At 38.1% G+C, this 25,342-nt stretch carries 24 protein-coding genes and 1 tRNA gene; 12 read left to right on the top strand and 13 right to left on the bottom strand.

Going from position 1 to position 25,342, the window contains the following annotated elements:
- Positions 1–49 precede the first annotated feature (49 nt).
- Positions 50–1,456 carry a dihydrolipoyl dehydrogenase gene (lpdA, locus tag ME5_RS01470; RefSeq protein WP_008037768.1) on the top strand — a complete coding sequence of 469 codons (1,407 nt, stop codon included), beginning with the start codon at positions 50–52 and terminating at the stop codon, positions 1,454–1,456.
- A gap of 385 nt (positions 1,457–1,841) precedes the next feature.
- Here the strand turns inward: lpdA and ME5_RS01465 are convergent, their stop codons facing one another.
- The 3 genes from ME5_RS01465 to ME5_RS01455 all read right to left on the bottom strand — a co-directional run bounded on the left by ME5_RS01465 (position 1,842) and on the right by ME5_RS01455 (position 4,764).
- Positions 1,842–2,186, bottom strand: coding sequence for a TraB/GumN family protein (locus ME5_RS01465; RefSeq protein ID WP_008037766.1), 345 nt, complete (start codon positions 2,184–2,186; stop codon positions 1,842–1,844).
- Between the two features lie 178 nt (positions 2,187–2,364).
- Complete coding sequence (locus tag ME5_RS01460; RefSeq protein WP_008037764.1) at positions 2,365–3,603, bottom strand: saccharopine dehydrogenase family protein; 1,239 nt, start codon at positions 3,601–3,603, stop codon at positions 2,365–2,367.
- A 63-nt stretch (positions 3,604–3,666) separates the two neighbouring features.
- Entirely contained in the window at positions 3,667–4,764 is a 1,098-nt protein-coding gene (locus ME5_RS01455) for a carboxynorspermidine decarboxylase (RefSeq protein WP_008037763.1), read from the bottom strand.
- A gap of 589 nt (positions 4,765–5,353) precedes the next feature.
- Between ME5_RS01455 and ME5_RS01450 the strand changes: the two genes are divergently transcribed.
- From ME5_RS01450 to mnhG, 6 genes are read left to right on the top strand one after another with little or no spacing between them, the layout of a single operon-like run.
- The gene (locus tag ME5_RS01450; RefSeq protein ID WP_008037761.1) at positions 5,354–8,284 is read left to right on the top strand and encodes a monovalent cation/H+ antiporter subunit A; all 2,931 of its coding nucleotides are present in this window, start codon (positions 5,354–5,356) and stop codon (positions 8,282–8,284) included.
- Positions 8,284–8,625 carry a Na+/H+ antiporter subunit C gene (locus ME5_RS01445; RefSeq protein ID WP_008037759.1) on the top strand — a complete coding sequence of 114 codons (342 nt, stop codon included), beginning with the start codon at positions 8,284–8,286 and terminating at the stop codon, positions 8,623–8,625. The genes ME5_RS01450 and ME5_RS01445 overlap by 1 nt, the downstream gene beginning before the upstream one ends.
- Positions 8,625–10,247 (top strand): monovalent cation/H+ antiporter subunit D, encoded by a 1,623-nt coding sequence (locus ME5_RS01440; RefSeq protein ID WP_008037758.1) that lies wholly within the window; start codon positions 8,625–8,627, stop codon positions 10,245–10,247. The genes ME5_RS01445 and ME5_RS01440 overlap by 1 nt, the downstream gene beginning before the upstream one ends.
- Positions 10,244–10,729 carry a Na+/H+ antiporter subunit E gene (locus tag ME5_RS01435; protein ID WP_008037756.1) on the top strand — a complete coding sequence of 162 codons (486 nt, stop codon included), beginning with the start codon at positions 10,244–10,246 and terminating at the stop codon, positions 10,727–10,729. Before ME5_RS01440 ends, ME5_RS01435 begins: the two co-directional genes overlap by 4 nt.
- Positions 10,726–11,007, top strand: coding sequence for a K+/H+ antiporter subunit F (locus ME5_RS01430; protein ID WP_008037754.1), 282 nt, complete (start codon positions 10,726–10,728; stop codon positions 11,005–11,007). The genes ME5_RS01435 and ME5_RS01430 overlap by 4 nt, the downstream gene beginning before the upstream one ends.
- The gene (gene mnhG, locus ME5_RS01425) at positions 11,004–11,408 is read left to right on the top strand and encodes a monovalent cation/H(+) antiporter subunit G (RefSeq protein ID WP_008037743.1); all 405 of its coding nucleotides are present in this window, start codon (positions 11,004–11,006) and stop codon (positions 11,406–11,408) included. Before ME5_RS01430 ends, mnhG begins: the two co-directional genes overlap by 4 nt.
- 136 nt (positions 11,409–11,544) lie before the next feature.
- On the opposite strand, the gene ME5_RS01420 is transcribed toward mnhG, so the two are convergent.
- Positions 11,545–12,474, bottom strand: coding sequence for a prephenate/arogenate dehydrogenase family protein (locus tag ME5_RS01420; protein ID WP_008037741.1), 930 nt, complete (start codon positions 12,472–12,474; stop codon positions 11,545–11,547).
- Positions 12,471–13,586: a histidinol-phosphate transaminase gene (gene hisC, locus ME5_RS01415; protein ID WP_008037740.1), complete on the bottom strand. Its 1,116-nt coding sequence runs from the start codon at positions 13,584–13,586 to the stop codon at positions 12,471–12,473. The genes ME5_RS01420 and hisC overlap by 4 nt, the downstream gene beginning before the upstream one ends.
- Before the next feature lie 127 nt (positions 13,587–13,713).
- On the opposite strand from hisC, the gene metX reads away from it, so the two are divergent.
- From metX to ME5_RS01400, 3 genes are read left to right on the top strand one after another with little or no spacing between them, the layout of a single operon-like run.
- Positions 13,714–14,898 carry a homoserine O-acetyltransferase MetX gene (gene metX / locus ME5_RS01410; RefSeq protein ID WP_008037739.1) on the top strand — a complete coding sequence of 395 codons (1,185 nt, stop codon included), beginning with the start codon at positions 13,714–13,716 and terminating at the stop codon, positions 14,896–14,898.
- Positions 14,895–15,527, top strand: coding sequence for a methionine biosynthesis protein MetW (gene metW, locus ME5_RS01405; RefSeq protein ID WP_008037738.1), 633 nt, complete (start codon positions 14,895–14,897; stop codon positions 15,525–15,527). Before metX ends, metW begins: the two co-directional genes overlap by 4 nt.
- Positions 15,528–15,537: 10 nt before the next feature.
- On the top strand, positions 15,538–16,494 hold the full coding sequence (locus ME5_RS01400) for a phosphotransferase enzyme family protein (RefSeq protein WP_008037737.1): 957 nt from the start codon (positions 15,538–15,540) through the stop codon (positions 16,492–16,494).
- Positions 16,495–16,498: 4 nt separating this feature from the next.
- Here the strand turns inward: ME5_RS01400 and modC are convergent, their stop codons facing one another.
- From modC to ME5_RS01380, 4 genes are read right to left on the bottom strand one after another with little or no spacing between them, the layout of a single operon-like run.
- Positions 16,499–17,563, bottom strand: a complete 1,065-nt coding sequence (gene modC / locus ME5_RS01395; protein ID WP_245256471.1) for a molybdenum ABC transporter ATP-binding protein — start codon at positions 17,561–17,563, stop codon at positions 16,499–16,501.
- Positions 17,556–18,245, bottom strand: coding sequence for a molybdate ABC transporter permease subunit (gene modB / locus ME5_RS01390; protein WP_008037734.1), 690 nt, complete (start codon positions 18,243–18,245; stop codon positions 17,556–17,558). The genes modC and modB overlap by 8 nt, the downstream gene beginning before the upstream one ends.
- Positions 18,246–18,247: 2 nt before the next feature.
- A complete protein-coding gene (modA, locus tag ME5_RS01385; RefSeq protein WP_008037733.1) occupies positions 18,248–19,021 on the bottom strand; it encodes a molybdate ABC transporter substrate-binding protein in 774 nt (257 codons plus the stop codon).
- 13 nt (positions 19,022–19,034) lie between these two features.
- Positions 19,035–19,847, bottom strand: a complete 813-nt coding sequence (locus ME5_RS01380; RefSeq protein ID WP_008037731.1) for a LysR family transcriptional regulator — start codon at positions 19,845–19,847, stop codon at positions 19,035–19,037.
- Between the two features lie 320 nt (positions 19,848–20,167).
- Here ME5_RS01380 and ME5_RS01375 point away from each other — a divergent pair, with 320 nt between their 5' ends.
- Positions 20,168–21,016 (top strand): aminotransferase class IV, encoded by an 849-nt coding sequence (locus ME5_RS01375; protein ID WP_008037728.1) that lies wholly within the window; start codon positions 20,168–20,170, stop codon positions 21,014–21,016.
- A 12-nt stretch (positions 21,017–21,028) separates the two neighbouring features.
- On the opposite strand, the gene holA is transcribed toward ME5_RS01375, so the two are convergent.
- The 4 genes from holA to ME5_RS01355 all read right to left on the bottom strand — a co-directional run bounded on the left by holA (position 21,029) and on the right by ME5_RS01355 (position 24,838).
- Entirely contained in the window at positions 21,029–22,066 is a 1,038-nt protein-coding gene (gene holA / locus ME5_RS01370; protein WP_008037726.1) for a DNA polymerase III subunit delta, read from the bottom strand.
- Between the two features lie 84 nt (positions 22,067–22,150).
- Entirely contained in the window at positions 22,151–22,945 is a 795-nt protein-coding gene (locus ME5_RS01365) for an ABC transporter ATP-binding protein (protein WP_008037717.1), read from the bottom strand.
- Positions 22,938–23,834 (bottom strand): ABC transporter permease, encoded by an 897-nt coding sequence (locus ME5_RS01360; protein WP_008037716.1) that lies wholly within the window; start codon positions 23,832–23,834, stop codon positions 22,938–22,940. Before ME5_RS01360 ends, ME5_RS01365 begins: the two co-directional genes overlap by 8 nt.
- 59 nt (positions 23,835–23,893) lie before the next feature.
- The gene (locus tag ME5_RS01355; protein WP_425338831.1) at positions 23,894–24,838 is read right to left on the bottom strand and encodes an ABC transporter substrate-binding protein; all 945 of its coding nucleotides are present in this window, start codon (positions 24,836–24,838) and stop codon (positions 23,894–23,896) included.
- Between the two features lie 205 nt (positions 24,839–25,043).
- Here ME5_RS01355 and ME5_RS01350 point away from each other — a divergent pair.
- Positions 25,044–25,118: transfer RNA gene (locus tag ME5_RS01350), tRNA-Gly, on the top strand.
- The last annotated feature ends 224 nt before the right edge of the window (positions 25,119–25,342 follow it).

The following is a 25,342-nucleotide window of genomic DNA, read 5'->3' as shown; positions in this document are numbered from 1 at the left end:
AATAATCGCTTATAGATGAGGCTTTTAAGCCGCAAAGAAAGGAAATATAATGTCATATGATGTTGTCGTAATTGGTGCAGGACCAGGTGGCTATGTCGCAGCAATTAAAGCTGCGCAATTAGGATTGCAAACAGCTATTATTGAAAAGCGTGAAACATTAGGCGGGACATGTCTTAATGTGGGTTGTATCCCTTCTAAAGCTTTGCTTTATGCTTCTGAAGTTTTTGCGCAAGCTCATCATGGTTTTGAGAGTTTAGGCGTTTTGGTTTCAGAGCCAAAACTTGATCTTGATGCGATGATGAATCATAAAAAAACAACGGTAGATGCCAACACAAGTGGCGTTAGTTTTCTTATGAAGAAAAATAAAATTGACACGATTTATGGTCATGCCAAAATTTTAGGTACAGGCAAAGTTGAGGTAACAAAAAACGATAGCGGTACCAAAATTTTAGAAACTAAAAATATTATCATTGCAACTGGATCAGATATATCTGGGATTCCAGGTTTGAATGTTGAAATTGATGAAAAGGTGATTGTATCATCAACAGGCGCTATCGCTCTAGATAAAGTTCCAGAACGAATGGTTGTTGTTGGCGCAGGTGTTATCGGTTCAGAACTTGGTTCTGTATGGAGCCGACTTGGAGCAAAGGTCACAATTGTTGAGTTTCTTGATAAAGCCTTAGGCCAGATGGATGGTGAGATTTCTAAACAATTCCAAAAACTCATGGAAAAACAAGGAATTGAGTATAAGTTTGGAGCAAAAGTAACAGGTGTTGAAAAAACATCGTCGGGTGCAACAGTGACCTATGAACCTGTAAAAGGTGGGGAAAGCGAAGCTTTAGAAGCAGATATTGTTTTGGTCGCAACTGGCCGACGCCCCTTTACTGATGGGCTTGGTTTGACAGAAGCGGGAGTAAAGCTTGATGAACGTGGGCGCATTGATATTGATGCCTATTGGCAAACCAATGTGACGGGTATTTATGCAATAGGTGATGTGGTTAAAGGTCCAATGCTTGCCCATAAAGCAGAAGATGAGGGTGTTGCTGTTGCTGAAATACTCGCAGGTCAAAAAGGTCATGTGAATTTTGATGTGATACCAAGTGTTGTCTATACAGAACCAGAAGTGGCTTCTGTCGGTAAAACAGAAGAAGAATTGAAGGCTGCGGGTATTGATTATAAGGTGGGTAAATTTCCATTTACGGCAAATGGTCGTGCGCGTTCTATGCAAAAAACAGATGGTTTGGTAAAAATTTTGGCCTGTAAAAAAACAGATAAAGTTTTAGGCGGACATATTTTAGGATTTGGTGCGGGCGAAATGATTCATGAAATTGCTGTATTAATGGAATTTGGTGGTTCGTCTGAAGATTTAGGGCGTACCTGTCATGCGCATCCAACCATGTCTGAAGCAGTACGTGAGGCCGCACTGGCCACATTTGCCAAACCCATCCATATGTAAAACTATTCTTATTTATCATACATTTATGGATATAAATGAGTCTCTTTATAAACCCATCATGAATTATGGTGGGTTTTATTTTTTATAATAGTGTTTTGTCGATCCTGTTTATTTCTATAATTTATAATATTATGATTGACTAAAAGTGTGTTAATTGTCGTGTCGTTTGTACACTCATCTAAAGATCAATGAACTCTATGGTTGTGAATAGAATAAAGCTAATTTTCACAATGTGATTTTTTATTTCACAAAAATGTTTGATTGTGTTTTTTAAATTATTTTCAAAAAAACAATTAAGGCTTATAAATTGATGATTTTTCTCTAATTTTTTTTGAAAATTTCAAACTTCTGTTCGGACATGAAATCTTTCAATGTTTTATGATACTTAAACGAAAAAATCTGGATCACGGATAAAGTTTTGTGTTATCAAATTGTTATCGACAATTTTACCCAATACTAAAAGAAGGTGATCACTATTATCTAAAGCACTTATAACATTATCATGTAGCGTTGTAATATCGGTATCTAAGACATGAATTGTTCTGAGTACATATGATGGTTTTATACCTTCTTTTTCTATTTTCCAAAATTTTGCATTGCCATTAATGATTTTATCTGAGGTTTTTTTAAATTTAATTTTTTCCTCATTTGATAAATGATGAATGTGGTTGATACCATCGCATTTTGGAATCGCATATTTTTGTTGATAGGGTATTATCAGCATAGGCATTTAAAGAGAAAAAACTACAGAAAAAAATACCAATTATAAGAAAAGTTAAATAAATAATTATCAAATTTTTACATTTTATCGGTTGTATTATATTGATAATTCATTTCTTTTCCTTTTTTTAGCGTGTTTAAAAACAATCAAAATTGTTCTTTTTTATAACTACCATACCAGTTTTATTTTAAAAATTGAGCTTTTTATCTTTTTCACCTTCGCGAATATGTGTTTCCATACCCATTTTGTCCAAAGTTCTTAAGAAAGGTTGAGGCGTTAATTCTTCGATATTGGCCATTGTTTTAACATCCCACTCCCCTTGCGCTATGAGCAAAGCCGCTGCTGCTGCCGGAACACCTGCTGTATAAGAAATACCTTGTGCGCCCGTTTCATTATAAGCCTCTTTATGATCAGATATGTTATAAATGAAAACTTCTCTTTTTTTACCGTTTTTTTCTCCTTTTATTAAGTCACCAATGCAGGTTTTTCCAGTGTAATCTGGTGCCAGTGAAGAGGGGTCAGGTAAAACTGCTTTGACAACTTTAAGCGGTACGACTTCTTGTCCTTCTGCAGTTTTTATTGGTTGTTCTGACAAAAGTCCTAAATTTTTTAAAACAGTAAATACAGTAATATAACGTTCTCCAAATCCCATCCAAAAACGAATATTGGGAACGTCAAGATTTTTAGACAAGGAATGGATTTCATCATGACCTGTCATATAAGCTTTACATTTTCCAACGACGGGTAAATCCCATTCATGGCCAATTTCAAACATTGTGTTTGATGTCCATTTGCTGTTTTGCCAAGACCAGACTTGTCCTGTAAATTCACGAAAATTGATCTCCGGATCGAAATTCGTTGCAAACCAACGTCCGTGATCGCCAGCATTTATATCAATAATGTCAATATCGGACATTTTATCAAAATACTCATCGCGTGCTAAAGCGGCATAAGCATTAACAACGCCAGGATCAAAACCTGCACCCAAAATAGCTGTTATCCCCTTTTCCTCACATTCTTCACGGCGTGGCCATTCATAATTTCCATACCATGGTGGAGTTTCACAAATTTTTAAAGGATCTTCATGAATGGCAGTATCAATATAGGCTGCCCCTGTTTCAAGACAAGCTGATAAAATGGACATATTTAAAAATGCAGATCCGACATTAATGACAATTTGGCATTGTGTTTTACGAATAAGATCAGTGGTTGCTTTGATATTTAAAGCATCAAGATGATGCGTTTGAAAAACGCCTTTCACCTTCATAGAGTTTTTCTCTTTTACAGATGCAATTATTGCTTCGCATTTGTGCAATGTTCGAGAGGCAATGTGAAGATCACCGAAAATATCGTTATTTTGCGCACATTTATGTGCGACGACTTGTGCCACGCCACCTGCACCAATAATGAGAACATTTTTTTTCATTGATCGGTTGCCTCCTTTATTACGTTTATTTTATGTGATGTTTGTTATAGTAAAGTTATAGGTTTAAGACAGTGCATCTTTATAATCTTGATATCCAAATTCGCGTTGAATATGAATTGTACCATCAAATTCTTTTATCGCAATTGCTGGCATATTAACACCGTTAAACCAATTTTTCTTTACCATAGTATAACCGCCCGCATCTTGAAAAGATAGGCGATCGCCAATTTTCAATTTTTCAGGAAATTGAAATGTTCCAAAAATATCACCTGCAAGACATGATTTGCCACAAACCATGATTTCATAATGTCCCGCATTTGGTAAAAGTTTTGCATTTTCTCGATAGATTAATAAATCCAGCATATGCGCTTCAATTGAACTATCAACAATCGCTAAATCTTTACCATTATGAAGCGTATCTAAAACACTGACTTCAAGAGTTGTGCTTTGGGTAATGGAGGCTTCGCCGGGTTCAAGATAAACAGTTACATTATAATCGTCAGAAAAACGTTTTAACCTATCTGCAAAGAGTTCAAGTGGATAATTCTCACCAGTAAAATGAATGCCGCCGCCAAGGCTGATCCAATCCACATGTTTAAAAAGTTGACCGAATTTTGTTTCAATATTGGAAAGCATATCATCAAAAAGTGTAAAATTATCATTTTCACAGTTATTATGAATCATAAAGCCATTAATGATTGACAAAATATTTTCAATTTCTTTTGCATTCCATTCACCCAGACGACTAAAAGGTCGGGAGGGATCAGCAAGATCAAAACTAGAAGAGCTTAAGCCAGGATTTAAACGTAAACCGCGGATTTTGTTGCGTGATTTTTTTTCAAATTTTTGTAATTGTCCAATCGAATTAAAAATGATTTTATCGGCATAAGAAAGAGCTTCATCAATTTCATAATCAGCCCAAGCGACGGAATATGCGTGAGCTTCTTTGCCAAATTTTTCTCGTCCTAAATGCAATTCATATAGCGACGATGATGTTGTTCCATCCATATAATCAGCCATCATGTCGAAGACACCCCATGTTGCAAAACATTTCAGTGCTAGAAGCGCTTTGGCTCCTGATAAATCGCGCAAGCGCGCGATGGTTTCCATATTCCGCAACAATTTTGATTTGTCGATTAGATAATAAGGTGTTTGCAGCATTGGTTTATCTCTAAATTCGCAGGATTATAATGACGTAAGATAGGTTATATATTTTTCAAAGATATAAAATAAAAACGATGCGCGCATGCGCAAATTGATTTTATCATTAAATTACTTGAATAATCAAATTTTGTCTTTTTGTACGAACACTTTAACAATGGTGTTATGGTGTTCAAAATTACGACAGATGAAAAATTACTATGATGTTTTTCGTTATTTTTAGAGATAATATGACTTGTATTGATGAAATGTCTTCATAAAAAAATTATGATTTTTACTTATGCAAAGCCAGTTTGTATAAAATTATTGATGATAAAAAAGGTTAAGATTTTTTGATAATTTTATGTGATCAATGATTTCAAAAAGAGGTTCTGCTTATGATGATTTCAAATTTAAAATTTTATTTTAAGGATTAACAAACGACGTATTTATTTTGTAAACTCTGGAAAACTTATTTTTTTGCAATTAAATATATGAAAAGACTTGTGCTTTATAGTGGAAGCCGTTCAATATGGCTTATGAAGGCACTTTTGATTTGTCTGATGTGCTCTATATAATAAAAAAACAAAATGAAGATGGTGGATAAATAATGACAACACGGGAAGCAATGTTGATCTTGCTGGTAATCCTTCCCTTTGTCGGCAGTGCTGTTATCGGTTTTTTCCGATCGACAGCCAAGAATAATGAAGCGTGGTTTGCAGGTGCTGTTGCGCTTGTTGGGTTGCTTTTTACAATCATGCTCTATCCTGCAATTAATGATGGGAATAGTGTACGCCTTGATATTTCTTGGTTGCCGGAATGGGGACTAAATTTTACTCTTCGGCTTGATGGGCTGGCGTGGCTTTTTTCTCTTCTGATTACAGGTATCGGGTTGCTTGTAGTTGTCTATGCACGTTATTATATGGATCCAGCGGATCCTGTTCCACGCTTTTTTTCTTTTTTCTTAGCTTTCATGGGTTCCATGATGGGCATGGTATTGTCAGGTAACATTGTCCTTCTCGTAATTTTTTGGGAATTGACAAGTATTTTCTCATTTTTACTTATTGGTTATTGGTATCATAATTCTGGCGCGCGTGATGGCGCACGCATGGCATTAACAATTACAGGTCTTGGGGGGTTTACACTTCTTGTTGGTGTTTTAATTATCGGTCATATCGTGGGCAGTTATGATCTGGATGTGGTTTTAAAGTCAGGTTCAATCATTCGTTCAAGCCCTCTTTATATTCCTGCTTTGATTTGTATTCTTTTAGGTGCATTAACAAAAAGCGCACAATTTCCTTTTCATTTTTGGTTGCCTAATGCCATGTCTGCCCCAACACCTGTCTCTGCTTATTTGCATTCAGCAACAATGGTTAAAGCCGGTGTGTTTTTATTGGTGCGTTTTTGGCCAGTTTTGGCAGGCACTGAAGCATGGTTTTGGATTGTTGGATTGGCAGGGTTAACAACCTTATTGATCGGTGCTTATTTTGCGATGTTCCAACAAGACTTAAAAGGATTGCTAGCATATTCGACCATTAGTCATCTTGGATTGATAACTACTCTTTTAAGCCTTGGTAGTCCGCTTGCTTGCGTTGCTGCTATTTTTCATATGGCCAATCATGCGACTTTTAAAGCCTCATTATTTATGGCAGCAGGCATTATTGACCATGAAACGGGCACCCGTGATATGCGAAAATTGTCTGGTCTTTTCCGATATATGCCAATTACTGGAACCTTGGCGCTTGTGGCCAGTGCCGCTATGGCAGGTGTTCCTTTGTTGAATGGTTTTTTATCAAAGGAAATGTTTTTTGCTGAAACGGTCGAAACGCATATGGAGTCATGGTTAGATATTGCAACGCCCTATATTGCAACTTTAGCAAGTCTTTTTAGTGTTACTTATTCTGTACGTTTTATCCATGGTGTGTTTTTCGGTGCGAAGCCGCGCGATTTACCAAAAACGCCACATGAACCTCCTCATTTTATGCGTTTTCCTGTCGAATTTTTGGTATTTTTGTGTTTGGTTGTTGGGATCTTTCCAAATTTTACAGTGGGTCCTATTCTTCATAATGCAGTTGTATCGGTTTTGGGTGCAGCAACTCCTCATTATAGTTTGGCGTTATGGCATGGATTGGATACACCGCTTATCATGAGTATGATTGCTATTGTTGGTGGTATTTTACTTTATGTTTTTGCGCGTCAATATTTGCGTTCTCGTGATGATGGCCCTTTATTTTTTAAACATTGGAAAGGTCAGCGTATTTTTGATCGTGTATTGGTGACAATTTCTTGGCAATGGGCTCGAACGGCTGAGGCTTTTTTGTCAACAAGGCGTTTGCAAGTTCAGGTGCGATGGGTAGTATTGTCTGCTATTTTGGCTATTATTCTTTTAATTTGGCAAAGTGGGCTTATTCACCAAGGTTCATTACCGTTATTTCCTCTTGATATTCCTTTTGCCATTATTTGGATTATTGGGGCAAGTTGTGCAATTGCTGTGGCATGGCAGGCAAAATATCATAGACTGGCCTCGCTCATGTTTTTGGGTGGTGCAGGTCTTATGACATGTGCGACGTTTTTGTGGTTATCTGCGCCTGATCTTGCGCTTACACAATTGGTCGTAGAAGTGGTGACAACAGTTCTCTTGCTTTTGGGTTTGCGTTGGTTGCCAAAACGTTGGCAGGCACAAGAAAAATTTTCTTCTGGATTTTTGGCGATTATGCGTCGTGGACGCGATCTGACAATCGCTCTTTTGGGCGGCGGTGGACTGGCTTGGTTATCCTATGCCATTATGACGCGTCCGCAAGGACAAACAATTTCAGATTTCTTCCTTACACATGCTTATTCTGATGCTGGTGGAACCAATGTCGTCAATGTTCTTTTGGTTGATTTTCGTAGTTTTGATACGATTGGGGAAATCACGGTTTTAGGCATTGTTGCTCTCACAGTTTTTGCACTGTTGAGACGTTTTCGCCCAGCCGTTGAGAGTATAGGAGCACCTTCACAGCAGCGTTTGCAAACAGCTTTTGATGCTGCTCATCCTGATAGAGAAGTTGGAGATACAGTCTCTGATTATCTTATTGTTCCAAGCGTTGTTATGCATTGGTTATTTCCAGTTATTATGGCGCTAGCGGTTTATTTCTTTGTCCGTGGACATGATCTTCCAGGCGGTGGTTTTGCAGCTGGTGTCACGATGGCGATTGGTTTTATTGTGCAATATGTTGCCTCTGGTACGCGTTGGGTTGAAAACCATTTAACGGTTTTACCGTTACGCTGGATTGGATTTGGCTTATTAATGGCTATTGCGACGGGTATTGGATCTTGGCTTTTTGGTTATCCGTTCCTAACGTCTTATTTCCAATATACAGAGATTCCTTTTGTAGGAAAAATGCCAACGGCTACGGCATTATTGTTTGATCTTGGTGTGTTTTCGCTTGTAGTTGGTGCCACAGTTCTCATGCTGATTGCAATAGCCCACCAATCTATTCGCCAATATCGTGTAGGAAAGAAAAATATTGTTAAATTGGTAAAAGAGGAGAAACGCTAATGGAAATTGTGCTTTCTCTGGGCATTGGTATTTTTGCCGCATCTGGCATTTGGCTTATCTTGCGCCCTCGTACATTTCAAGTCATTTTGGGTTTGTCGCTTATCTCTTACGCGGTTAATCTCTTTATATTTTCCATGAGCCGCCCGCGGAGCAATGCGGCACCCATTGTTGATCCATCGGGTCCAATCAATCCCGGTAATTATGCTGATCCACTTCCTCAGGCATTGGTCCTTACGGCTATTGTTATTGGTTTTGCAACGACGGCTCTTTTTCTTGTTATTCTTCTCGTATCACGTGGTCTAACAGGCTCTGATCATGTTGATGGGCGGGAGCGTCAATAATGGAGAATTTATTACATCATTTAATGGTTCTACCTGTTATATTGCCAATGGCGGTAGGCGCTTTTTTATTGTTTTATGGTGACAAACGCCGTCAATTAAAATCTATCATTAGTTTAATATCTTCGGGACTTCTTGTTCTTATCGCTATGATTCTTGTAGCAAGAGCTGTGGAAGTGTCGCCTGCAGCAGATGTTTATCAGCTGGGTAATTGGCCTGCACCATTTGGTATTACACTTGTTCTTGATCGTCTGAGTGCAATGATGCTTTTCATAGCAAGCGTTCTTGGTGCGGGGGCTGTTATTTTTTCATTAGCCTATTGGCATAAGGTTGGTACGAATTTTCACGCCTTAATGCAATTTATCATGGTTGGTATTAATGGCGCTTTTTTAACAGGAGACTTATTTAATCTCTTTGTATTTTTTGAGGTGATGTTAACAGCATCTTATGCTCTTGCCTTGCATGGTTTGGGACAGGCACGCGTTCGTGCTGGCATGCATTATGTCGTGATTAATCTTATTGCCTCATCATTTTTTCTCATTGGGGCTGCCTTAATTTACGGCGTGACGGGAACGCTGAATATGGCAGATTTAGCTGATAAGCTGTCACTTGTATCCGCACAAGATAAAGTCATTTTTGAAGCAGGAATTGCAATCCTAGGATTGGCTTTTGCGGTAAAAGCAGGAATGTGGCCGCTTAATTTTTGGCTCACGCAAACCTATAGTGTTGTAAGTGCTCCTGTTGGGGCAATTTTTGCTATTTTAAGTAAAGTTGGTATTTACGTTATTTTACGCCTTGTCTTGCTTTTATTTGGAGCGAGTGGTTCCCCATTTCCTCAATTTGGAAGTGATGTCCTGTTTTATGGTGGTTTGGCGACGCTGATATTTGGTTTTATTGGTGTTCTTGCAAGTCAGGGTCTTGGGCGTTTGGCCTCTTATAGTGTTCTTGTTTCATCAGGAACTTTATTAACGGCTATTGGGACAGGTAATGCTTCGCTTACAGCTGGTGCATTATTTTATATGCTTTCATCAACAATGGCTTTGTCGGCATTTTTTCTTTTGGTTGAACTTGTCGAGCGAACACAAGATACGGCTGCAAATGTTTTGGCTGTGACGATGGAGCTTTACGGCGATGATGAGAAAAAACCAGAAGATGAAGTGGGGACTTATATTCCAGCAACGCTTGCAATATTGGGTGCTTGTTTTGGTATTTCAGCCATTTTAATCATTGGTATGCCACCCTTTTCAGGATTTATTGCGAAATTTATGATGATTACGGGTGTTTTTAATCCCAATGGTTTGGACGCTGATGGATATTTGCCTGGCATACAGGATTGGGTCTTTGTAACATTTGTTGTTCTTTCAGGTTTTGCATCTCTTGTTTCTATGACACGCACAGGTATCCGTACATTTTGGGCTTCAATTGAGGGTAAAGTTCCGCGCGTACAAGTGATTGAAATTGTACCCGTTGTTGGTTTGTTATCGCTTTGTCTTTTATTGACACTCGCTGCAGGTCCTGTTGCTGATTATATGGATAAAGCTGCTAATCAATTGCATCATCCACAAAACTATATTGGTAGTGTTTTGTCTGATAAAACTCAAATAATGGGAGGATTGAACCAATGACCCGAATTCTTCCTTATCCGTTATTAACGGTGTCAATTTTCTTAATGTGGTTGATGCTTAGTGGTTTTACTATTGGGCAAGGCATTTTAGGATTAGGTGTTGGTTGTGTTGCAGGTTTGATCATGTCGCGACTTAAGCCAGAAAAAATGCATATTAAAAATTGGTTTGCCATCATTCAATTATTTTTTATCGTTTTATGGGATGTGACCTTATCAAACCTATCGGTAGCACGACTCGCGCTTTTTGGAGAACGAAAAGGTCATGGATCTGGATTTATCATTGTATCGCTTGATATGACAAGTCCAACGGGTCTTGCTATTTTAGGATGTGTGATGACAGCTACACCGGGAACGGCTTGGGTATCTTATGACAGTAAAAACAGCGAATTGCTGGTTCATGTTCTTGATTTACATGACGAAAAGTACTGGCAAGATTTAATTAAACATCGTTATGAAGCCCTGCTTTTGGAGATTTTTAGATGAGTAGTGTTATCCTTTATTGGGGAATTCTCCTCGCCCAGTTATGTCTTGGTATAGCAATGTTTCTTGCTTTTTGGCGGTTGATGAGAGGACCGCGCGCGCAAGACCGCGTTGTTGGGCTTGATACGCTTTATGTGTCCACCATGATGTTATTTTTGACCTTTGGTATGAGGTCAGGAACGGCAATTTACTATGAAGCGAGTCTTGTGATTGGCTTATTAGGCTTTGTTTCCAGTGTTGCTTTAGCAAAATTTTTGATGCGTGGAGAGGTTATAGAATGAATGAAGACTTACCGCTTTGGTTAGCAATAATCATTGTTACCTTTTTATTATGGGGTTCTGCTTTGACATTGATTGGCGCAATTGGTTTAACACGTGCCAAAACCTTTTATGAAAGATTGCATATGCCAACACTGGGGACAAGTTGGGGCGTTGGCGGTATTATTATTGCCTCAATGATATATTCAACATTTATTGAGCATCGTTTGGTGATCCATGAACTCTTATTAACATTTTTCATTCTTGTTACCACGCCTGTGACATTAATGCTTTTGTCACGTGCTGCCATGCATCGTGATCATACAGAAAATTGGCGTGAAATATCGCGCAAGACTTTGCCTCATCGTCCTGAAGATATACCGCATATTCATGATATTAAAGACAAAGTTGAAAAAACTGAATAAATGTATCCATTAAATGATTGATTATTTATAGAATGTATCATGTATAGAATTTAAAGATTCTTGTTTGTCGTTATGCCTATCTGTGTCAATGCTTAAACTCAATTGTTTGATCTGATAACTTTAGTGTATAACATAATTATGGCTTATCACGAGGGGTTTGACGTCCAAAATCGGGTGCATCAATCTCTTGTCCAGCATCAATAATTGTGCGCCTTACGGCGCGTGTTCGGCTAAACAAATTAAAAAGCGCCTCACCATCTTCCCAGCGAATGGCCCGCTGTAAAGATGCAAGATCTTCACTAAAACGACCAAGCATTTCTAAAATAGCGTCTTTATTATGCAGGCAAACATCACGCCACATTGTTGGGTCAGACGCAGCAAGACGTGTAAAATCACGAAACCCAGAGGCAGAATAGGTAATTACTTCTGAATTTGTAACCTTTTCGAGATCACTTGCTGTACCAACAATATTATAAGCGATTAAGTGGGGGAGATGTGAAACAATTGCTAAAACAAGATCGTGATGTTCAGGATCCATAAGTTCAATTTTTGCTCCGCATGTTTCCCAAAATTGAGAAAGATTGGAAAGTGCTTTTTTATTAGTATCAGGCAAAGGGGTTAAAATGCACCAACGATTTTCAAAAAGGCTAGCAAATCCAGCATCAGGGCCAGAATATTCAGTTCCTGCAATGGGATGACCAGGAATAAAATGAACATGACTGGGCAATTCAGATTGCATTTGTTTAATAACAGAGGTTTTTGTAGATCCAACATCTGTAACAATTGCGTTGGGTTTTAAAAAAGGTGCAATATCTTTAGCGACTTGACCTGATGCACCAACAGGAACAGAAACAATAATAAGATCACTGTCTTTAACAGCTTCAGCATTGTCTGTCGTATAATCATCACCTAAATTTAACGCGCGTGCTCGTTCAAGAGTTTCCAAGCGACGCGTGGCAATCATAATATGATCTGCGAGTTTTTGTTTTTTAATAATACGGGCTAAAGATGATCCGATCAGTCCAATCCCGATAAGTGTGATTTTTTTAAATTTAATTTCAGTCATTTTCTTAACTTTAAAAATTCTTTTAGAGCAGTAATAAAACCGCGATTTGCTTCTTCGGATCCGATTGAAAGGCGCAAGGCATTAGGAAATCCGTATCCAGTAACACGACGCAAAATATAGCCATTGGTTTTAAGATAATCATCAGCAAGGGCTGCTGACTTGTCAGGATTATTAGAAAAATGGATAAGCAAAAAATTCGTAACAGAAGGCGTAACGTTTAAGCCAAGCTGCATAATTTCATTACTGAGCCATTCACGCCATTTGATATTATAGGCAATTGCTTTTTTCAAAAATTCATGATCATGAACGGCGCTTGCCCCTGCTGCTTGTGCGGGTATACTGACGTTAAATGCCCCGCGAATACGATTGAGCGCATCAATGACATGCAAAGGCGCATAGAGCCAGCCAATACGCAAACCTGCGAGTCCATAAATTTTTGAAAATGTCCGTGTCATAACAACATTTTCATTGTTTTTAACAAGTTCAATGCCAGCATCATAGTCATCTTGTGTGACAAATTCTGCATACGCCCCATCAAGTACCAATAAGACATGTCTTGGCAATCCTGCATGAAGGCGCTCTATCTCTTGCCGCGTCAGATACGTTCCTGTCGGATTAGCAGGATTGGCAATGAAAACAATTTTTGTTTTTTCATTTATAGCATGCAATATAGCATCAATATCGATGCGGCAATTATGTTCTTTTACAATGATTGGTAGTGCCGCTGCTCCACGTATTTGTATTTCATAAACATTAAAACCGTGTTCAGTCATAATGCCTTCGTCACCGCAATTAAGATAAGTATTTGCAAGAAGACCTAAAAGATCATCAGAGCCATTTCCAGCCATAAGGTTTTCGATAGGCAATTTAGTGACATCACTGATTGCTTTTAATAAAGGTTTTGAAGATCCATCGGGATAGCGTTCCAAATGTTTGGCGGCCTCTTCATAGGCTTTAATAACGCGTGGGCTTGGTGGAAAGGGTGATTCGTTTGATGAAAGCTTATGGTAGGTTTTGGTACTTTTATTTTCACTTGATCCAGGAATATAGGCTGTAATGTCCATAATACCTTTTTTAGGTAGTGGACGTGAAGCACTCTCATCTTTATTCATCGAAATCATTCCTTTGTTTCTTATAAATAGAAATATCCTTGCTTCATCAACAAGTCGAGTAAAATTCTTGACTTTTTGTCTTAAGGGCGACTAGCTATTCTTTCTCTTTCTAGACGGTGCAACCGAAATGAATCATAAAACAAATATAAAGAAAAAGTCTCAGTCAAATAAATCACAGGCTTTAAATCCTGATAGTAAGGTTGTTTTTTTTAAAGAAGCTCACCCTTTAAAACTTGATAGTGGTGTTATTTTAAGCCCATTTCAAATTGCTTATCAAGATTATGGCAAGCTGAATGATGATAAAAGCAATGCTATTTTGATATGTCATGCTTTGACGGCGGATCAACATGTCGCAAATTGCCACCCTTTGACAGGTAAACCAGGTTGGTGGGATATTTTGGTGGGGCCAGATAAAATTATCGATACAAATCGTTATTATGTGATTTGTTCTAATGTGTTGGGTGGGTGTTTAGGCTCCACAGGTCCAGTGTCTCTTAATCCTGAAACGGGAAAGCCTTATGCGTTAAATTTTCCTGTGATTACAATTGCTGATATGGTGCGTGCGCAAGCGATGTTGATTGAGCATTTGGGTATTGAATCGCTTTTTTGTGTTATTGGTGGCTCCATGGGAGGTATGCAGGCTTTGCAATGGGCTTCAAGTTATAAAGATAAGGTTTTTTCATCGATTATTCTTGCAACTGGCGCACGACATTCAGCTCAAAATATCGCCTTTGATGAAATTGGACGTCAAGCTGTTATGGCCGATCCTGATTGGTGCGGAGGAAATTATATTGAAGCGAAAAAGCGACCCAAAAAAGGATTGGCTGTTGCACGTATGACAGCGCATGTCACATATTTGTCTGAGGCTGCCCTTCATCGTAAATTTGGCCGTAATTTACAAAATCGTGATCAAATAACATTTGGGTTTGATGCTGATTTTCAAATTGAAAGTTATTTGCGTCATCAAGGCACGACTTTTGTTGAACGCTTTGATGCTAATAGTTATCTTTATTTGACACGTGCGATGGATTACTTCGATTTGGAAGCTGAAAATAACGGTCGCTTGGTCGAGGCATTTTATGGATCTCGGACGCGTTTTTTTGTCGCTTCATTTTCAAGTGATTGGATGTTTACAACAGAGCAAAGTCGTATTTTTGTCCATGCTTTGAATGCTGCAGGCGCAAGCGTTTCTTTTGTTGAAATTGAAACTGATAAAGGGCATGACGCATTTTTACTTGAAGATCCTGTGATGTTTTCTGCCATTCAAGGTTTTCTTCATTCAGCGGCACAAGAAAGAGATCTTCGACCATGAAAGACCATGACGAACGTGCATCTATTCTTAAAGCACGAACAGATTTTGATGTTATTGCACAATTTATTAAACCAGGAAGTCGTGTTTTGGACGTGGGGTGTGGTAATGGAGAGCTACTCCATCTTTTACAAACTGAGCGTCAGGTTGAAGGTCGTGGTGTTGAATTGTCACAAAAAGGTGTTGATCAATGCTTAATCAAAGGACTTTCGGTTATTCAAGGTGATGCGGATAGCGATCTTATTTATTATCCTGATTCTGGCTTTGATTATGTGATTTTGTCACAAACTTTACAGGCAACACGTCATCCAAAAGTCGTGCTTGAACAGCTTTTGCGAATTGGTGAGCGAGCAATTGTGTCGATACCTAATTTTGGCTATTGGCGTGCTCGTTTTCATTTGCTTTTTCGCGGACGTATGCCGGTTACAAAGGAACTGCCATATAGTTGGCATGACACACCCAATATTCACTTTTGCACAATTGAAGATTTTGTTGATTTGGTTAAAGATGTTGGCGCAAAAGTGGAAGACAGTGTGGCTCTTAATCGACAAGGCAAACGTGTTCTTTGGACATTGCCATGGGCCGCATGGAATATTTTTGGGCAGCAGGCTGTTTTTTTGTTGCATCGATAATGAATATAATATGATTGAACATTTTAAAACTTTAATCCGATCTCAGCTTTCTTTATGGCGATTGGATTGTAATGCCCGTATTGATCTTTTAGCGATTTCAGAAAACACAACTTTTGTTATAGAGCATTATTCACGGCGTTATATTTTACGCATTTATCGTAAAGATTATCAAACTGATGCAGAAATTTTTTCTGAACTTAGCTGGTTGGAGGAGATTTCAAAAAATCATGTTATTAAGGTACCACAGATCATAAAAACAATAACAGATAGTTTTTTTGTTCATTGTGAAGATTATCGCCTTGCTTGTTTTAGCTTTATTGACGGTTATGAACCCCGAGTTGATGAAAATTTGCCAACGCGCTTTGTTCAATTGGGAGAAATATCCGCAAAACTTCATGACCATTCTTTGGCATGGCAACGCCCAAAAAGATTTCGGCGTAAACATTGGACGTATCAAACGATGATTGGTCCAAAAGCCTATTGGGGGGATTGGCGTAAAAATTCGTGCTTATCAAACAGGCACTATGATATTTTGCACCGTTGCGATGACATTTTAAAAAACACTATGGAAAATGTACCGCGTCATGATAGTGATTATGGTCTTATTCACGCAGATTTGCGTTTGGCCAATCTTTTGGTTTTAGAGGATCGCCTATCGGTTATTGATTTTGATGATTGCGGTTTTTCATGGTTCGGTCTTGATTTAGCCAATGGTTTAAGTTTTATTGAACATCACTCATCTGTTCCTAACCTTATTGATGCATGGTTTAAAGGTTATGAGCGGATTAGACCGATAACACAAATAATGCGCAATATTGTTCCGCACCTTATCATGATGCGGCGCCTTCAATTAACAGCATGGTTGGCCAATCAAGGTAAAGCGTCCAGTCATTTTTTTGATGCTAAAGAATTTACAGATAAAACGGTTCAGCTTGCTGAGGCTTATATAAAGACATATTTTTCATAAAAAATCATTTAAGTGTGGCTCCTTTAATATGGGCGTAAATAGTCATTCCTTCACGTAAATTAAGATGCTGGAAGGAATGACGCGTAATGCGTGATAAAAAATTAAAGCTTTTACGCTCTTGCCCAGTTTCAAGCAAAAGAAGCATTTCAAAATCATTAAGTGCATATATGGTCTTGATATGAGCAGAAAGTGTATTAAGAAAAGTCGTTTTCGAAAGATTATCCAGTGAAAGAGCGACATTATGAGCACCAATTCGTAGGCGTATTTTTTGCCCTGAAGCTTTATAAGCTGAAGGCAGATAAAGAAGTGTGTCTTGAATTTTAACACTCAATAGGCCTGTCTTTTCTTGATAACTTTCGACTATGCCATCAACACTGACGGCGCAATCTTCTTGATGGCATAGCGGCAAGTTAAAATCTGTTTGCAAGACATTTAAAGGTCCTGTGGCAAGCACTTTGCCTTCATTTATGAGAATGAGTTGATTGGCAAGATGATCAACTTCATACATATTATGGGTGATATAAAGGATTGGCAAGGATAAATGATCCCGTAATTGAATAAGTAAATGCAAAATATCATGACGCGCTTCTGTATCAAGTGCACTTAAAGGTTCATCCATCAGTAAAATTTTAGGATTTGATAAAACAGCCCGTGCAATCGCAACCCGTTGGCGCTCACCGCCAGAAAGATGATGGGAAGAACGATGAAGAAGAGAGCCAATATTTAATAAATCTATGACTTTCATAAAATTTAAAGATGAAGTCCTTTCATTTCTCTGCCCAAATGTGAGATTTTTTTTAACGGATAAATGTGGAAAGAGGCTTGGTTCTTGAAAAACATAACCAATTGCGCGTTTATGCACAGGCGTAAAGTAATTTTCATTTTGCCATATATGCTCACCAATTTTTACATGACCATGGAAATGATTAAGGCCTGCTATTGCGCGTAAAAGACTTGTTTTGCCGCTGCCTGATGGACCATAAAGAACGCTGACTCCCTGTGAGGGAACGCAAAATGCAAAATTCAGTGCCACATGGCTAAAGTGCGCGTGTAAATGAACATCAATCATATGAAACGCCATTATAGAATTTTTGCAAAAGCCTAACGGCTAAAATAATGATAAAAGAAAAGACAATCATCATTACTGATAAAATATTGGCTTCAAGCATTTTGTCAGCTTCGACATAGGACATAATTGTGGTTGAGATAACAGCCGTTTGGCCAGGTAAATTGCCACCTATCATTTGAACCACACCATATTCTCCTACGGTATGTGCAAAACCTAATATTGCCGCTGTGACAATGCCGGGGCTGGTGATTGGTAAAGTTACGCGCCAAAATGCATGAAAAGGAGAGATACGCAAAGTTGCGGCAACTTCTAAAGGGCGTACGCCCATTGTTTCAAACGAATTACGAATGGGCTGTACAACGAAAGGCAAAGAATAAACAATTGATCCTATGACTAGACCTTGAAATGTAAAGGCAAATTTTTCTAAACTGAATATTGGTGCGATAAAGCTCAAAAAACCATTTGGCGCCATCAGAACTAGGAGATAAAATCCCAACACAGTAGGTGGTAAAACTAATGGTATTGCAATGATGGTGGCGACTATTTCAGACAAATAGGATTTTGAGCGAGCGAGCCATAATGCTATTGGTATGCCAATCAGTAATAAAAAAACAGTAGTGATACTTGCCAGTTTAATAGTAAGGATAATCGCCGTCCATGTTTGATCGGAAAGCCAAAGCATTTCTATAAATCTTTCTTCTTTTTACGATATCCATAATCGGCGAGAATTTGTGATGCTTCCGATCCATTTAAAAAAATCATAAATGCTTTTGCCGCTTTATTATCCTTACCATGCTGAAGCAGAACGCCATCTTGTTCAATCGGGTGATAATATTTTTGCGGAACAATCCAAAAAGAGCCTTTTTTTTCATGGATAATTTGTGACAATGCCACAAAACCGATTTCAGCATTGCCTGTTTTAACAAATTGAAAGGCCTGAGAAATATTATGCCCTTCAACAAGTTTTGTTTGCACTTTGGTATAAAGGTTGAGAGCCTTCATGGTTTCTAAGGCTGCTTGTCCATAAGGAGCAGCATCAGGATTACAAAACGCAATGTGATTTATATTTTCAGCACTGAGGCTTTGTTCACCTTTTATAAGGTCTTTTGAAGCACTCCATAAAACCAATGTGCCAATGGCATAAGTCAATTGGCTTTCTTTGACAGCAAAGCCTTCAGCAATGAGTAAGCTTGGACGATGATTATCTGCGGCTAAAAAAACATCGTAAGGCGCACCATTTTTGATTTGCTGATAAATACTGCCCGTTGCGCCAAAAGATAAAATGGTTTTATATCCAGTACTTTCCTCAAATTTTTTGGCAATTTCTTTTGCTGGTTCTGTAAAATTCGAAGCAACAGCAATGACTGCATCACTCTTATGGGCCAAAGCATCAATAGGTTGAAAGAGGATGATACTTTGAAAAAAGAAAAATGTGAAAGTGATCCATTGAAGACGCATTTTAAAAACCTTTTTAGTATGTCGCTATAAGACTATGCTGCGGTTTAAAAGAAACAATAACTGCTTTATTGGGTGCATAATCAGCACATGGATGCGTTTTTGAGAGTGTTGCAATCATCGTTTTTTGTTCACCAATATCAATTGTGAGTTCATTCATATCCCTGCCTTTAAAATTATCACGTATGATACCTTGAAAGTGATTGTCTTTTTGAATTTCATTTAAGATTGGAGCTGGTTTGACATCTATGAAAGTGGATTTGATAAGTAGGCTTACGTCGCGCCCTTTCACCAAACCTAAATTTTTGACGCTCTTAAGCGTAATAATGGATTGCATCATAATATTATGTGCAATGCGTATATGAAGTAGGGTATTTATAGCACTTTTGTAATTGGTTTTATCAAAAGTGTTTGCCTCATTTTTTGTTTGTTTAAAACTATCAATACGGCCAGAAAAAACATTGCGCGCTGAACTGCGCATCATAAAACCATGTAAAAGTCCTTTTGAAGATACACCAATTGTGTTGAGCTCATCTGAAACATTATGAAACAAGGTTGCAAGTCCTGCTTCTAGTTTATGAAAGGTTTCAATCAATTGAACTCCCTGTTGTGTAAGAGTTGTGCCGCCGCCTTTCCTTCCTCCAGTATTTTTTTCTAATAATGGATATTTGATCAAATTTTGCATGACATTCAGACTATCCCATGCTGTTTTATAGCTTATTCCTCTTGCCCGTGCTGCTGCTGAAATTGAACCTTCACGCGCCACAGCCTCTAGCAGTTGTATGCGTTCATGACCAATTGTTTCTTCTTTTAGTAAACTGTTTTTCATGTCGCTGCTTTTAGCGTCTTTATCATTGTTAATATGTTTGAAAAAAGTGATATGCGCTTCCATCAAAAAACCATGCCATAAACGTTATATAAAATTTTATATAACGAAAAAAATAAATATCAAAATAAAAAGAACAAACTGCGCTGTATTTTAATATGTTCTGGAATTTTTATATAAATTGAGGACTTAATGTTAAGCCTCGTCTGTAGAATAGGGCAAAGTTCAATTTTATTTAATACTATGTTGATAGTGAAAGAATATGTGTTTTTCATTTTGTACATTAGAGAATTTTACAAAATGCAAATGGATGAGTAGTGATCATGGATAAAGTTTTTTTAAATGGCCAAATTCTTGATGCAAAAGACGCCAAAATTTCAATTATGGATCGCTCAATTTTATTTTCTGATGCGGTTTATGAAGTGATAAGTGTTTTGAATAAAGAGTTTTTGGACTTTCATGCGCATATGAAGCGTCTACAAAATTCGCTCAAGGCGCTTGAAATAAATTTTTTGGTTGATGAAACTGTTTTTTTAAATCAGTTGCAAAAATTAATCACTCATAATGCTTTCGTAAATGGAACGGTTTATATACAAATTTCTCGAGGGCATGGCATACGCAATTTTCTTTATGATACCTCGTTTAAACCAACTTTATTTATGTTTACACAAAAGGGGTTAGATCACGATTTGCTCCTTACACCTTGCTTAAAAATGATGTCTTACAAAGAAGGACGGTGGGAACGTCGCGATATTAAAACCACTCAGCTTCTTTATTCATCACTTGCTAAGACCAAGGCACATCAAAAAGGTGTTGATGATGCAGTTTACGTTGAAGACGGATTTATCACAGAAGCAACGTCATCCAATTTTCATATTATTGATAAAGAAGGTACCTTTGTGACCCGTCCGCTAGATGGATCTATTTTACCGGGTATTACTCGTGCAACTTTGATCAATTTGGCAAAAAAGAATCACTGTAATGTTGAAGAACGTTTGTTTTCGTTAAAGGATGTTTTTGAAGCAAAAGAAGCCTTTATTTCTTCAGCTTCAACTTTTGCAACAGCCGTTACTCATATCGATGGTAAGATGATTGGAAATGGCAAAGCGGGTGAGACAACCAAATGGTTGCGTAAATTATATCTTGATCATGTAGAAAGAAGCGTTTCTTAAACTTTCATTTTATTAAGAATGATGCTTAGCGTTCAATGTTAACGCTAAAAGTGCTTGTCGAGTAATTGCTTCGCTTAAGTGTGTATTTTCACGACTTTCAAAAACGGTTTTTTGTAAACGTATCATGGCCTGAGCAATCGTCTTTGATGACCAATGAGCAAGCGCACGCTCAACGAGTTTTTGTCGGCGAAAAAATATTGGTGGGCGTGCAGCGGCTACTACTGAAAATGGTGTTTTCCCTTCAAATTCAATACTTTGACGCAATAATTGTAATTGTTGAAATTGGCGTAAGGCCGCGTTAAGAATAAGAAATAACGGGCTTCCAGTCGCAATATATCGATCAAATTGATCGTTGAAATTTTTAAGATCACCAATCAACATCGCATCAATAATTTCATCTTGTGATAATGCGCTAACATCGCTTACCACCTCTTTGACATCATCAAGTTGTATTTCATTTTTGCCTTTTGCGTAAAGACAGAGCTTTTCCAATTCACCTCTTGAAATCAGCCTGTCACTGCCGAGACTTTCACGCAGCCATTTGCGTGCTTCAAGCGATAGTGTCAGTGTGTTCTCTTCAAGAACTTGATCTATTAATCCATCAAGAGCACGGGCATCGTCCTGAAAACAAGGCAATGCCATTGCCGTAGAGGCAGTTTCAATAAGGTTACGTATGCCTGTACCTTTTTTAAGATCACCTGCTTCAATAAGTACATATGTTTGTGGTGGAGGCGTTTTTAGCAATGTCTTCATTGCTTCTATTAAGCCTTTTTGATTGGTCGCATTGCGAATCCATATTAAACGATTGCCTCCAAAAAGCGACATTGTGTAGGCTTCATCTTCTAAACGGGCAGTGTCTTTTTCTATATCTATTGCTTCAAGACGAATATTGGAAAAGGGGTCATCTAAGGCAATCTCTGTTAAGGCTGCATAAATATTTGCGCGTTCACTTACCAAACCTTTATCTGGACCATAGATTAACACGATGGGAAAGTTTTTTTCCAATCTGCTAAGAAAGCGATCAACTTCGTGTGCTTTTTTTTGTGCCAAAGATTACGTCCATCACGCTGTGAAATAAAGAATAGTATACAAAATTGTCTTGGCTTGAAAGATGTAAACTTAGTTTGATGACACTTAACTCATAAGTAATTCATCATTATCCAAGCTTTGACCTTTTACCTTTTGAAACATATCAATAAGATCACCCACTTCTAAGTCCTTACGCTCATTATCATGCACGTCTAAAACAATTGCACCTTCATGCAGCATGAGCGTTCTTTCGCCATAATCAAGCGCTTGACGCATGGAATGGGTCACCATTAATGTTGTTAACGCGTTATCTTGTACAATTTTTTGCGTTAATGACATGACAAAATCTGCCATGGCGGGATCGAGTGCTGCGGTGTGTTCATCTAACAATAAGATGTCAGCTTTTGCTAATGTTGCCATGACTAATGATACCGCCTGTCTTTGTCCTCCTGATAGACTGTCCATTCGATTATGAATACGGTTTTCAAGACCAAGTCCCAACTGAGCAATATGATCACGAAATGTTTCCCGTTTTTTGCGATTTAATGCAGAACGAAAGCCTCGTCTTTGTCCGCGTTGCTCAGCCAGTGCCAAATTTTCTTCAATGGTTAACGTGCCACAACTGCCGGCTAGTGGATCTTGAAAAACGCGTGCAATCATTCCCGCTCGCTCAGCTGTTGATGAGCGTGTGACATCTTGATTATTGATAATGATTTTGCCTTCACTTGGTAAAATGTCACCCGCCAACACACCAAGCATAGTGGATTTTCCTGCGCCATTAGATCCAATGACTGTAACAAAGCTCCCTTGTTTGATGGTCATATTGAGATTGATCAACGCTTGCTTTTCAAGAGGTGTTCCACGTTTAAAAGTTACACCAATATGGTTCAGTTCAATCATGTTTTTTTGACCCTAAATAGCGTGGCAAAACAAGCGTTAAAACCACAAGCAATGCGGTAATGAGTTGTAGATCTGTTGATGTATTGATCCCAAGACTGCTTCCTTCAAAAGCAAATTGCACGGCAATGCGATAAAGCACGGACCCAGCAATACAGCTGATGATGATGAAGAATAGATTGCGCGTTCGAAATAATGTTTCCCCAATAATAACCGCAGCAAGACCAAAAACAATGGTGCCTGCACCGCCTGTAATATCTGTAGCAATAGCTGTTTGAATATAAAGGGAACCACCGAGTGCAACAAGAGCATTTGATAATCCCATACCAAAATAAACAAGCAATGCAGTTTTAACTCCTTGTGCTTTTGCCATACGTGGATTTTTACCCGTAGCACGCATAGCAAGTCCCATTTCACTTTCAAGAAAACGCCATAATAAAAAGGCAACAATCAAAACAACACCGCCGACAAAAATTGGTCTGATAAACATATCCGATAGACCAAAAAGCCCGTAAAAAGGTGTTAAGGCCGTATCAGCAAGACCCAAATTGACATTAGAAACACCCATAATTCCCATAATGCGCAAGTTTACCGTGTAAAGAGCAGACATGGTTAAAATGGAGGCGAGCAGATTTAAAATACCAAATTGAAGATTAAGCATAGCTGTAACCAAACCTGCAACCATACCCGCACAAAGTGCAAAAAACATGGCAAGCCATGGATTGAAACCAGATAATATCATAACGCCGCATACTGTTGAGCCAAGAAGAAATGAGCCATCAACCGTAAGATCAGGAAAATCAAGAATACGAAATGACAGATAAACGCCAATAGCAACAAAAGCATAAACCAATCCAAGCTCTACAGCACCAGTAAAAGCAAACATAGTCATCGCGTGAACCCGTTTTTTATTGTATCTTTTGCCGTCATGATGATGCCGGTTCCTTTTATTTATTCATTGATTTTAGTTGCACGATTAAGAATGTATTGCGGAATAGTTAGGGCCATTTTTTTTGCAGCATCCATATCAATTGAAATATTACGCGCTTTTGGTGTAACCACATCAAGATTACCGGGTTTTTCGCCTTTAAGAATTTTAACAACCAAATGACCTGTTTCAATGCCAGCATCGTAATAATTGATCCCTTGCGCAGCAAAAGGCCCCCGTCCTATTGAGCTTGCATCAGCTGTAAAAAGAGGTGTTTGTGTTTCAGATGCGACCTTTGTTGCTCCCTCAAGAACAGCAATAATTGTATTGTCTGTTGGTACATAAATCATATCAACTTTGCCAACAAGTGCGCGTGTGGCAGCTTGTACATCTGAAGATTTGGGAGCAGCCGAAGGAATAATTTCAATATTTTCTTTTTGAGCAAGATCTTGTAAAACTTTTAATGTTGAGACTGAATTGGCTTCAGCAGAATTATAAAGATATCCAAGTTTTTTTAGGTCAGGTTTTATTTCTCTTAAAAGTTTTAAATGCTCTTCCACCGGTGATCTATCAGAGACTCCGGTAACATTGCCACCCGGTTTTACATTTTGTTTCACCAATTTGGCTTCTACGGGGTCTGAAACGGCTGAAAAAACGATAGGTATTTGTTTTGTAGCCGCCAGCATTGTTTGGGCAGAAGGCGTAGCAATCGCTACAATAACATCTGGTTGATTGCCGACAAATTGGCGTGCAATTTGTGTTGCTGTGGTAATATTGCCTTGGGCAGATTGAAAAGTGAGAATCAGATTATCACCATTTTTATACCCCTCTTTTTCTAAAATATCTTCTACACCCTTACGTACCGCATCCAAAGCAGGATGCGCCACAATCTGAGTTATCGCCACTTTTACGGTTTCTTTTTCAGCGGCAAAAGAAAGTCCTGTGCATGTTAAAACTGTCAATATCATTAAAATCAATCGACGCATTTTCAATCTCCCATAATAAAAACCTTATCAGCTTTATTGAAGCGCGTGATGGAAATCAATATTTCTCGGCTTTTTCCTATCTTAAAAATAGAAATTTTTAATAATTTTATTTTTTATGTTGCAATCGGTGCGATGTTAGGTCATATAGGCACCGATTGAAACACTGTTGAATGTTTCACATGTGTGAGCGGGTGTAGCTCAGGGGTAGAGCACAACCTTGCCAAGGTTGGGGTCGAGGGTTCGAATCCCTTCGCCCGCTCCATTAATTTTTTCAAATCTCTTCAATAAGATAGGGCTGTTAACAGGCAGTCTTATTATCAAAAAAAGTTTTGCAAGATTTTGTTTAAAAAATCTTATACTTTGCAAGTGCATTATAAAAATTTCCTTTGAAATAAAATGTATTTTATAAATCCCATTATATTTAAAATCTTTTTAAAAAAGATATAAAATTTCAACGCATATGTTATTTTTAAAAAAACTTCTTGT

This window comes from Bartonella tamiae Th239, from assembly GCF_000278275.1.
GTDB classification, from domain to species: domain Bacteria; phylum Pseudomonadota; class Alphaproteobacteria; order Rhizobiales; family Rhizobiaceae; genus Bartonella; species Bartonella tamiae.
This window is presented reverse-complemented; position numbering and strand designations above follow the sequence as displayed.

Bases quoted from the DNA above. Each gene is read 5' to 3' on its own strand.
- lpdA (WP_008037768.1), top strand. From the start codon at position 50: ATGTCATATGATGTTGTCGTAATTGGTGCAGGACCAGGTGGCTATGTC.
- ME5_RS01465 (WP_008037766.1), bottom strand. From the start codon at position 2,186: ATGCCTATGCTGATAATACCCTATCAACAAAAATATGCGATTCCAAAA.
- ME5_RS01460 (WP_008037764.1), bottom strand. From the start codon at position 3,603: ATGAAAAAAAATGTTCTCATTATTGGTGCAGGTGGCGTGGCACAAGTC.
- ME5_RS01455 (WP_008037763.1), bottom strand. From the start codon at position 4,764: ATGCTGCAAACACCTTATTATCTAATCGACAAATCAAAATTGTTGCGG.
- ME5_RS01450 (WP_008037761.1), top strand. From the start codon at position 5,354: ATGACAACACGGGAAGCAATGTTGATCTTGCTGGTAATCCTTCCCTTT.
- ME5_RS01445 (WP_008037759.1), top strand. From the start codon at position 8,284: ATGGAAATTGTGCTTTCTCTGGGCATTGGTATTTTTGCCGCATCTGGC.
- ME5_RS01440 (WP_008037758.1), top strand. From the start codon at position 8,625: ATGGAGAATTTATTACATCATTTAATGGTTCTACCTGTTATATTGCCA.
- ME5_RS01435 (WP_008037756.1), top strand. From the start codon at position 10,244: ATGACCCGAATTCTTCCTTATCCGTTATTAACGGTGTCAATTTTCTTA.
- ME5_RS01430 (WP_008037754.1), top strand. From the start codon at position 10,726: ATGAGTAGTGTTATCCTTTATTGGGGAATTCTCCTCGCCCAGTTATGT.
- mnhG (WP_008037743.1), top strand. From the start codon at position 11,004: ATGAATGAAGACTTACCGCTTTGGTTAGCAATAATCATTGTTACCTTT.
- ME5_RS01420 (WP_008037741.1), bottom strand. From the start codon at position 12,474: ATGACTGAAATTAAATTTAAAAAAATCACACTTATCGGGATTGGACTG.
- hisC (WP_008037740.1), bottom strand. From the start codon at position 13,586: ATGAATAAAGATGAGAGTGCTTCACGTCCACTACCTAAAAAAGGTATT.
- metX (WP_008037739.1), top strand. From the start codon at position 13,714: ATGAATCATAAAACAAATATAAAGAAAAAGTCTCAGTCAAATAAATCA.
- metW (WP_008037738.1), top strand. From the start codon at position 14,895: ATGAAAGACCATGACGAACGTGCATCTATTCTTAAAGCACGAACAGAT.
- ME5_RS01400 (WP_008037737.1), top strand. From the start codon at position 15,538: ATGATTGAACATTTTAAAACTTTAATCCGATCTCAGCTTTCTTTATGG.
- modC (WP_245256471.1), bottom strand. From the start codon at position 17,563: ATGATTGATGTTCATTTACACGCGCACTTTAGCCATGTGGCACTGAAT.
- modB (WP_008037734.1), bottom strand. From the start codon at position 18,245: ATGCTTTGGCTTTCCGATCAAACATGGACGGCGATTATCCTTACTATT.
- modA (WP_008037733.1), bottom strand. From the start codon at position 19,021: ATGCGTCTTCAATGGATCACTTTCACATTTTTCTTTTTTCAAAGTATC.
- ME5_RS01380 (WP_008037731.1), bottom strand. From the start codon at position 19,847: ATGAAAAACAGTTTACTAAAAGAAGAAACAATTGGTCATGAACGCATA.
- ME5_RS01375 (WP_008037728.1), top strand. From the start codon at position 20,168: ATGGATAAAGTTTTTTTAAATGGCCAAATTCTTGATGCAAAAGACGCC.
- ME5_RS01365 (WP_008037717.1), bottom strand. From the start codon at position 22,945: ATGATTGAACTGAACCATATTGGTGTAACTTTTAAACGTGGAACACCT.
- ME5_RS01360 (WP_008037716.1), bottom strand. From the start codon at position 23,834: ATGACTATGTTTGCTTTTACTGGTGCTGTAGAGCTTGGATTGGTTTAT.
- ME5_RS01355 (WP_425338831.1), bottom strand. From the start codon at position 24,838: ATGATATTGACAGTTTTAACATGCACAGGACTTTCTTTTGCCGCTGAA.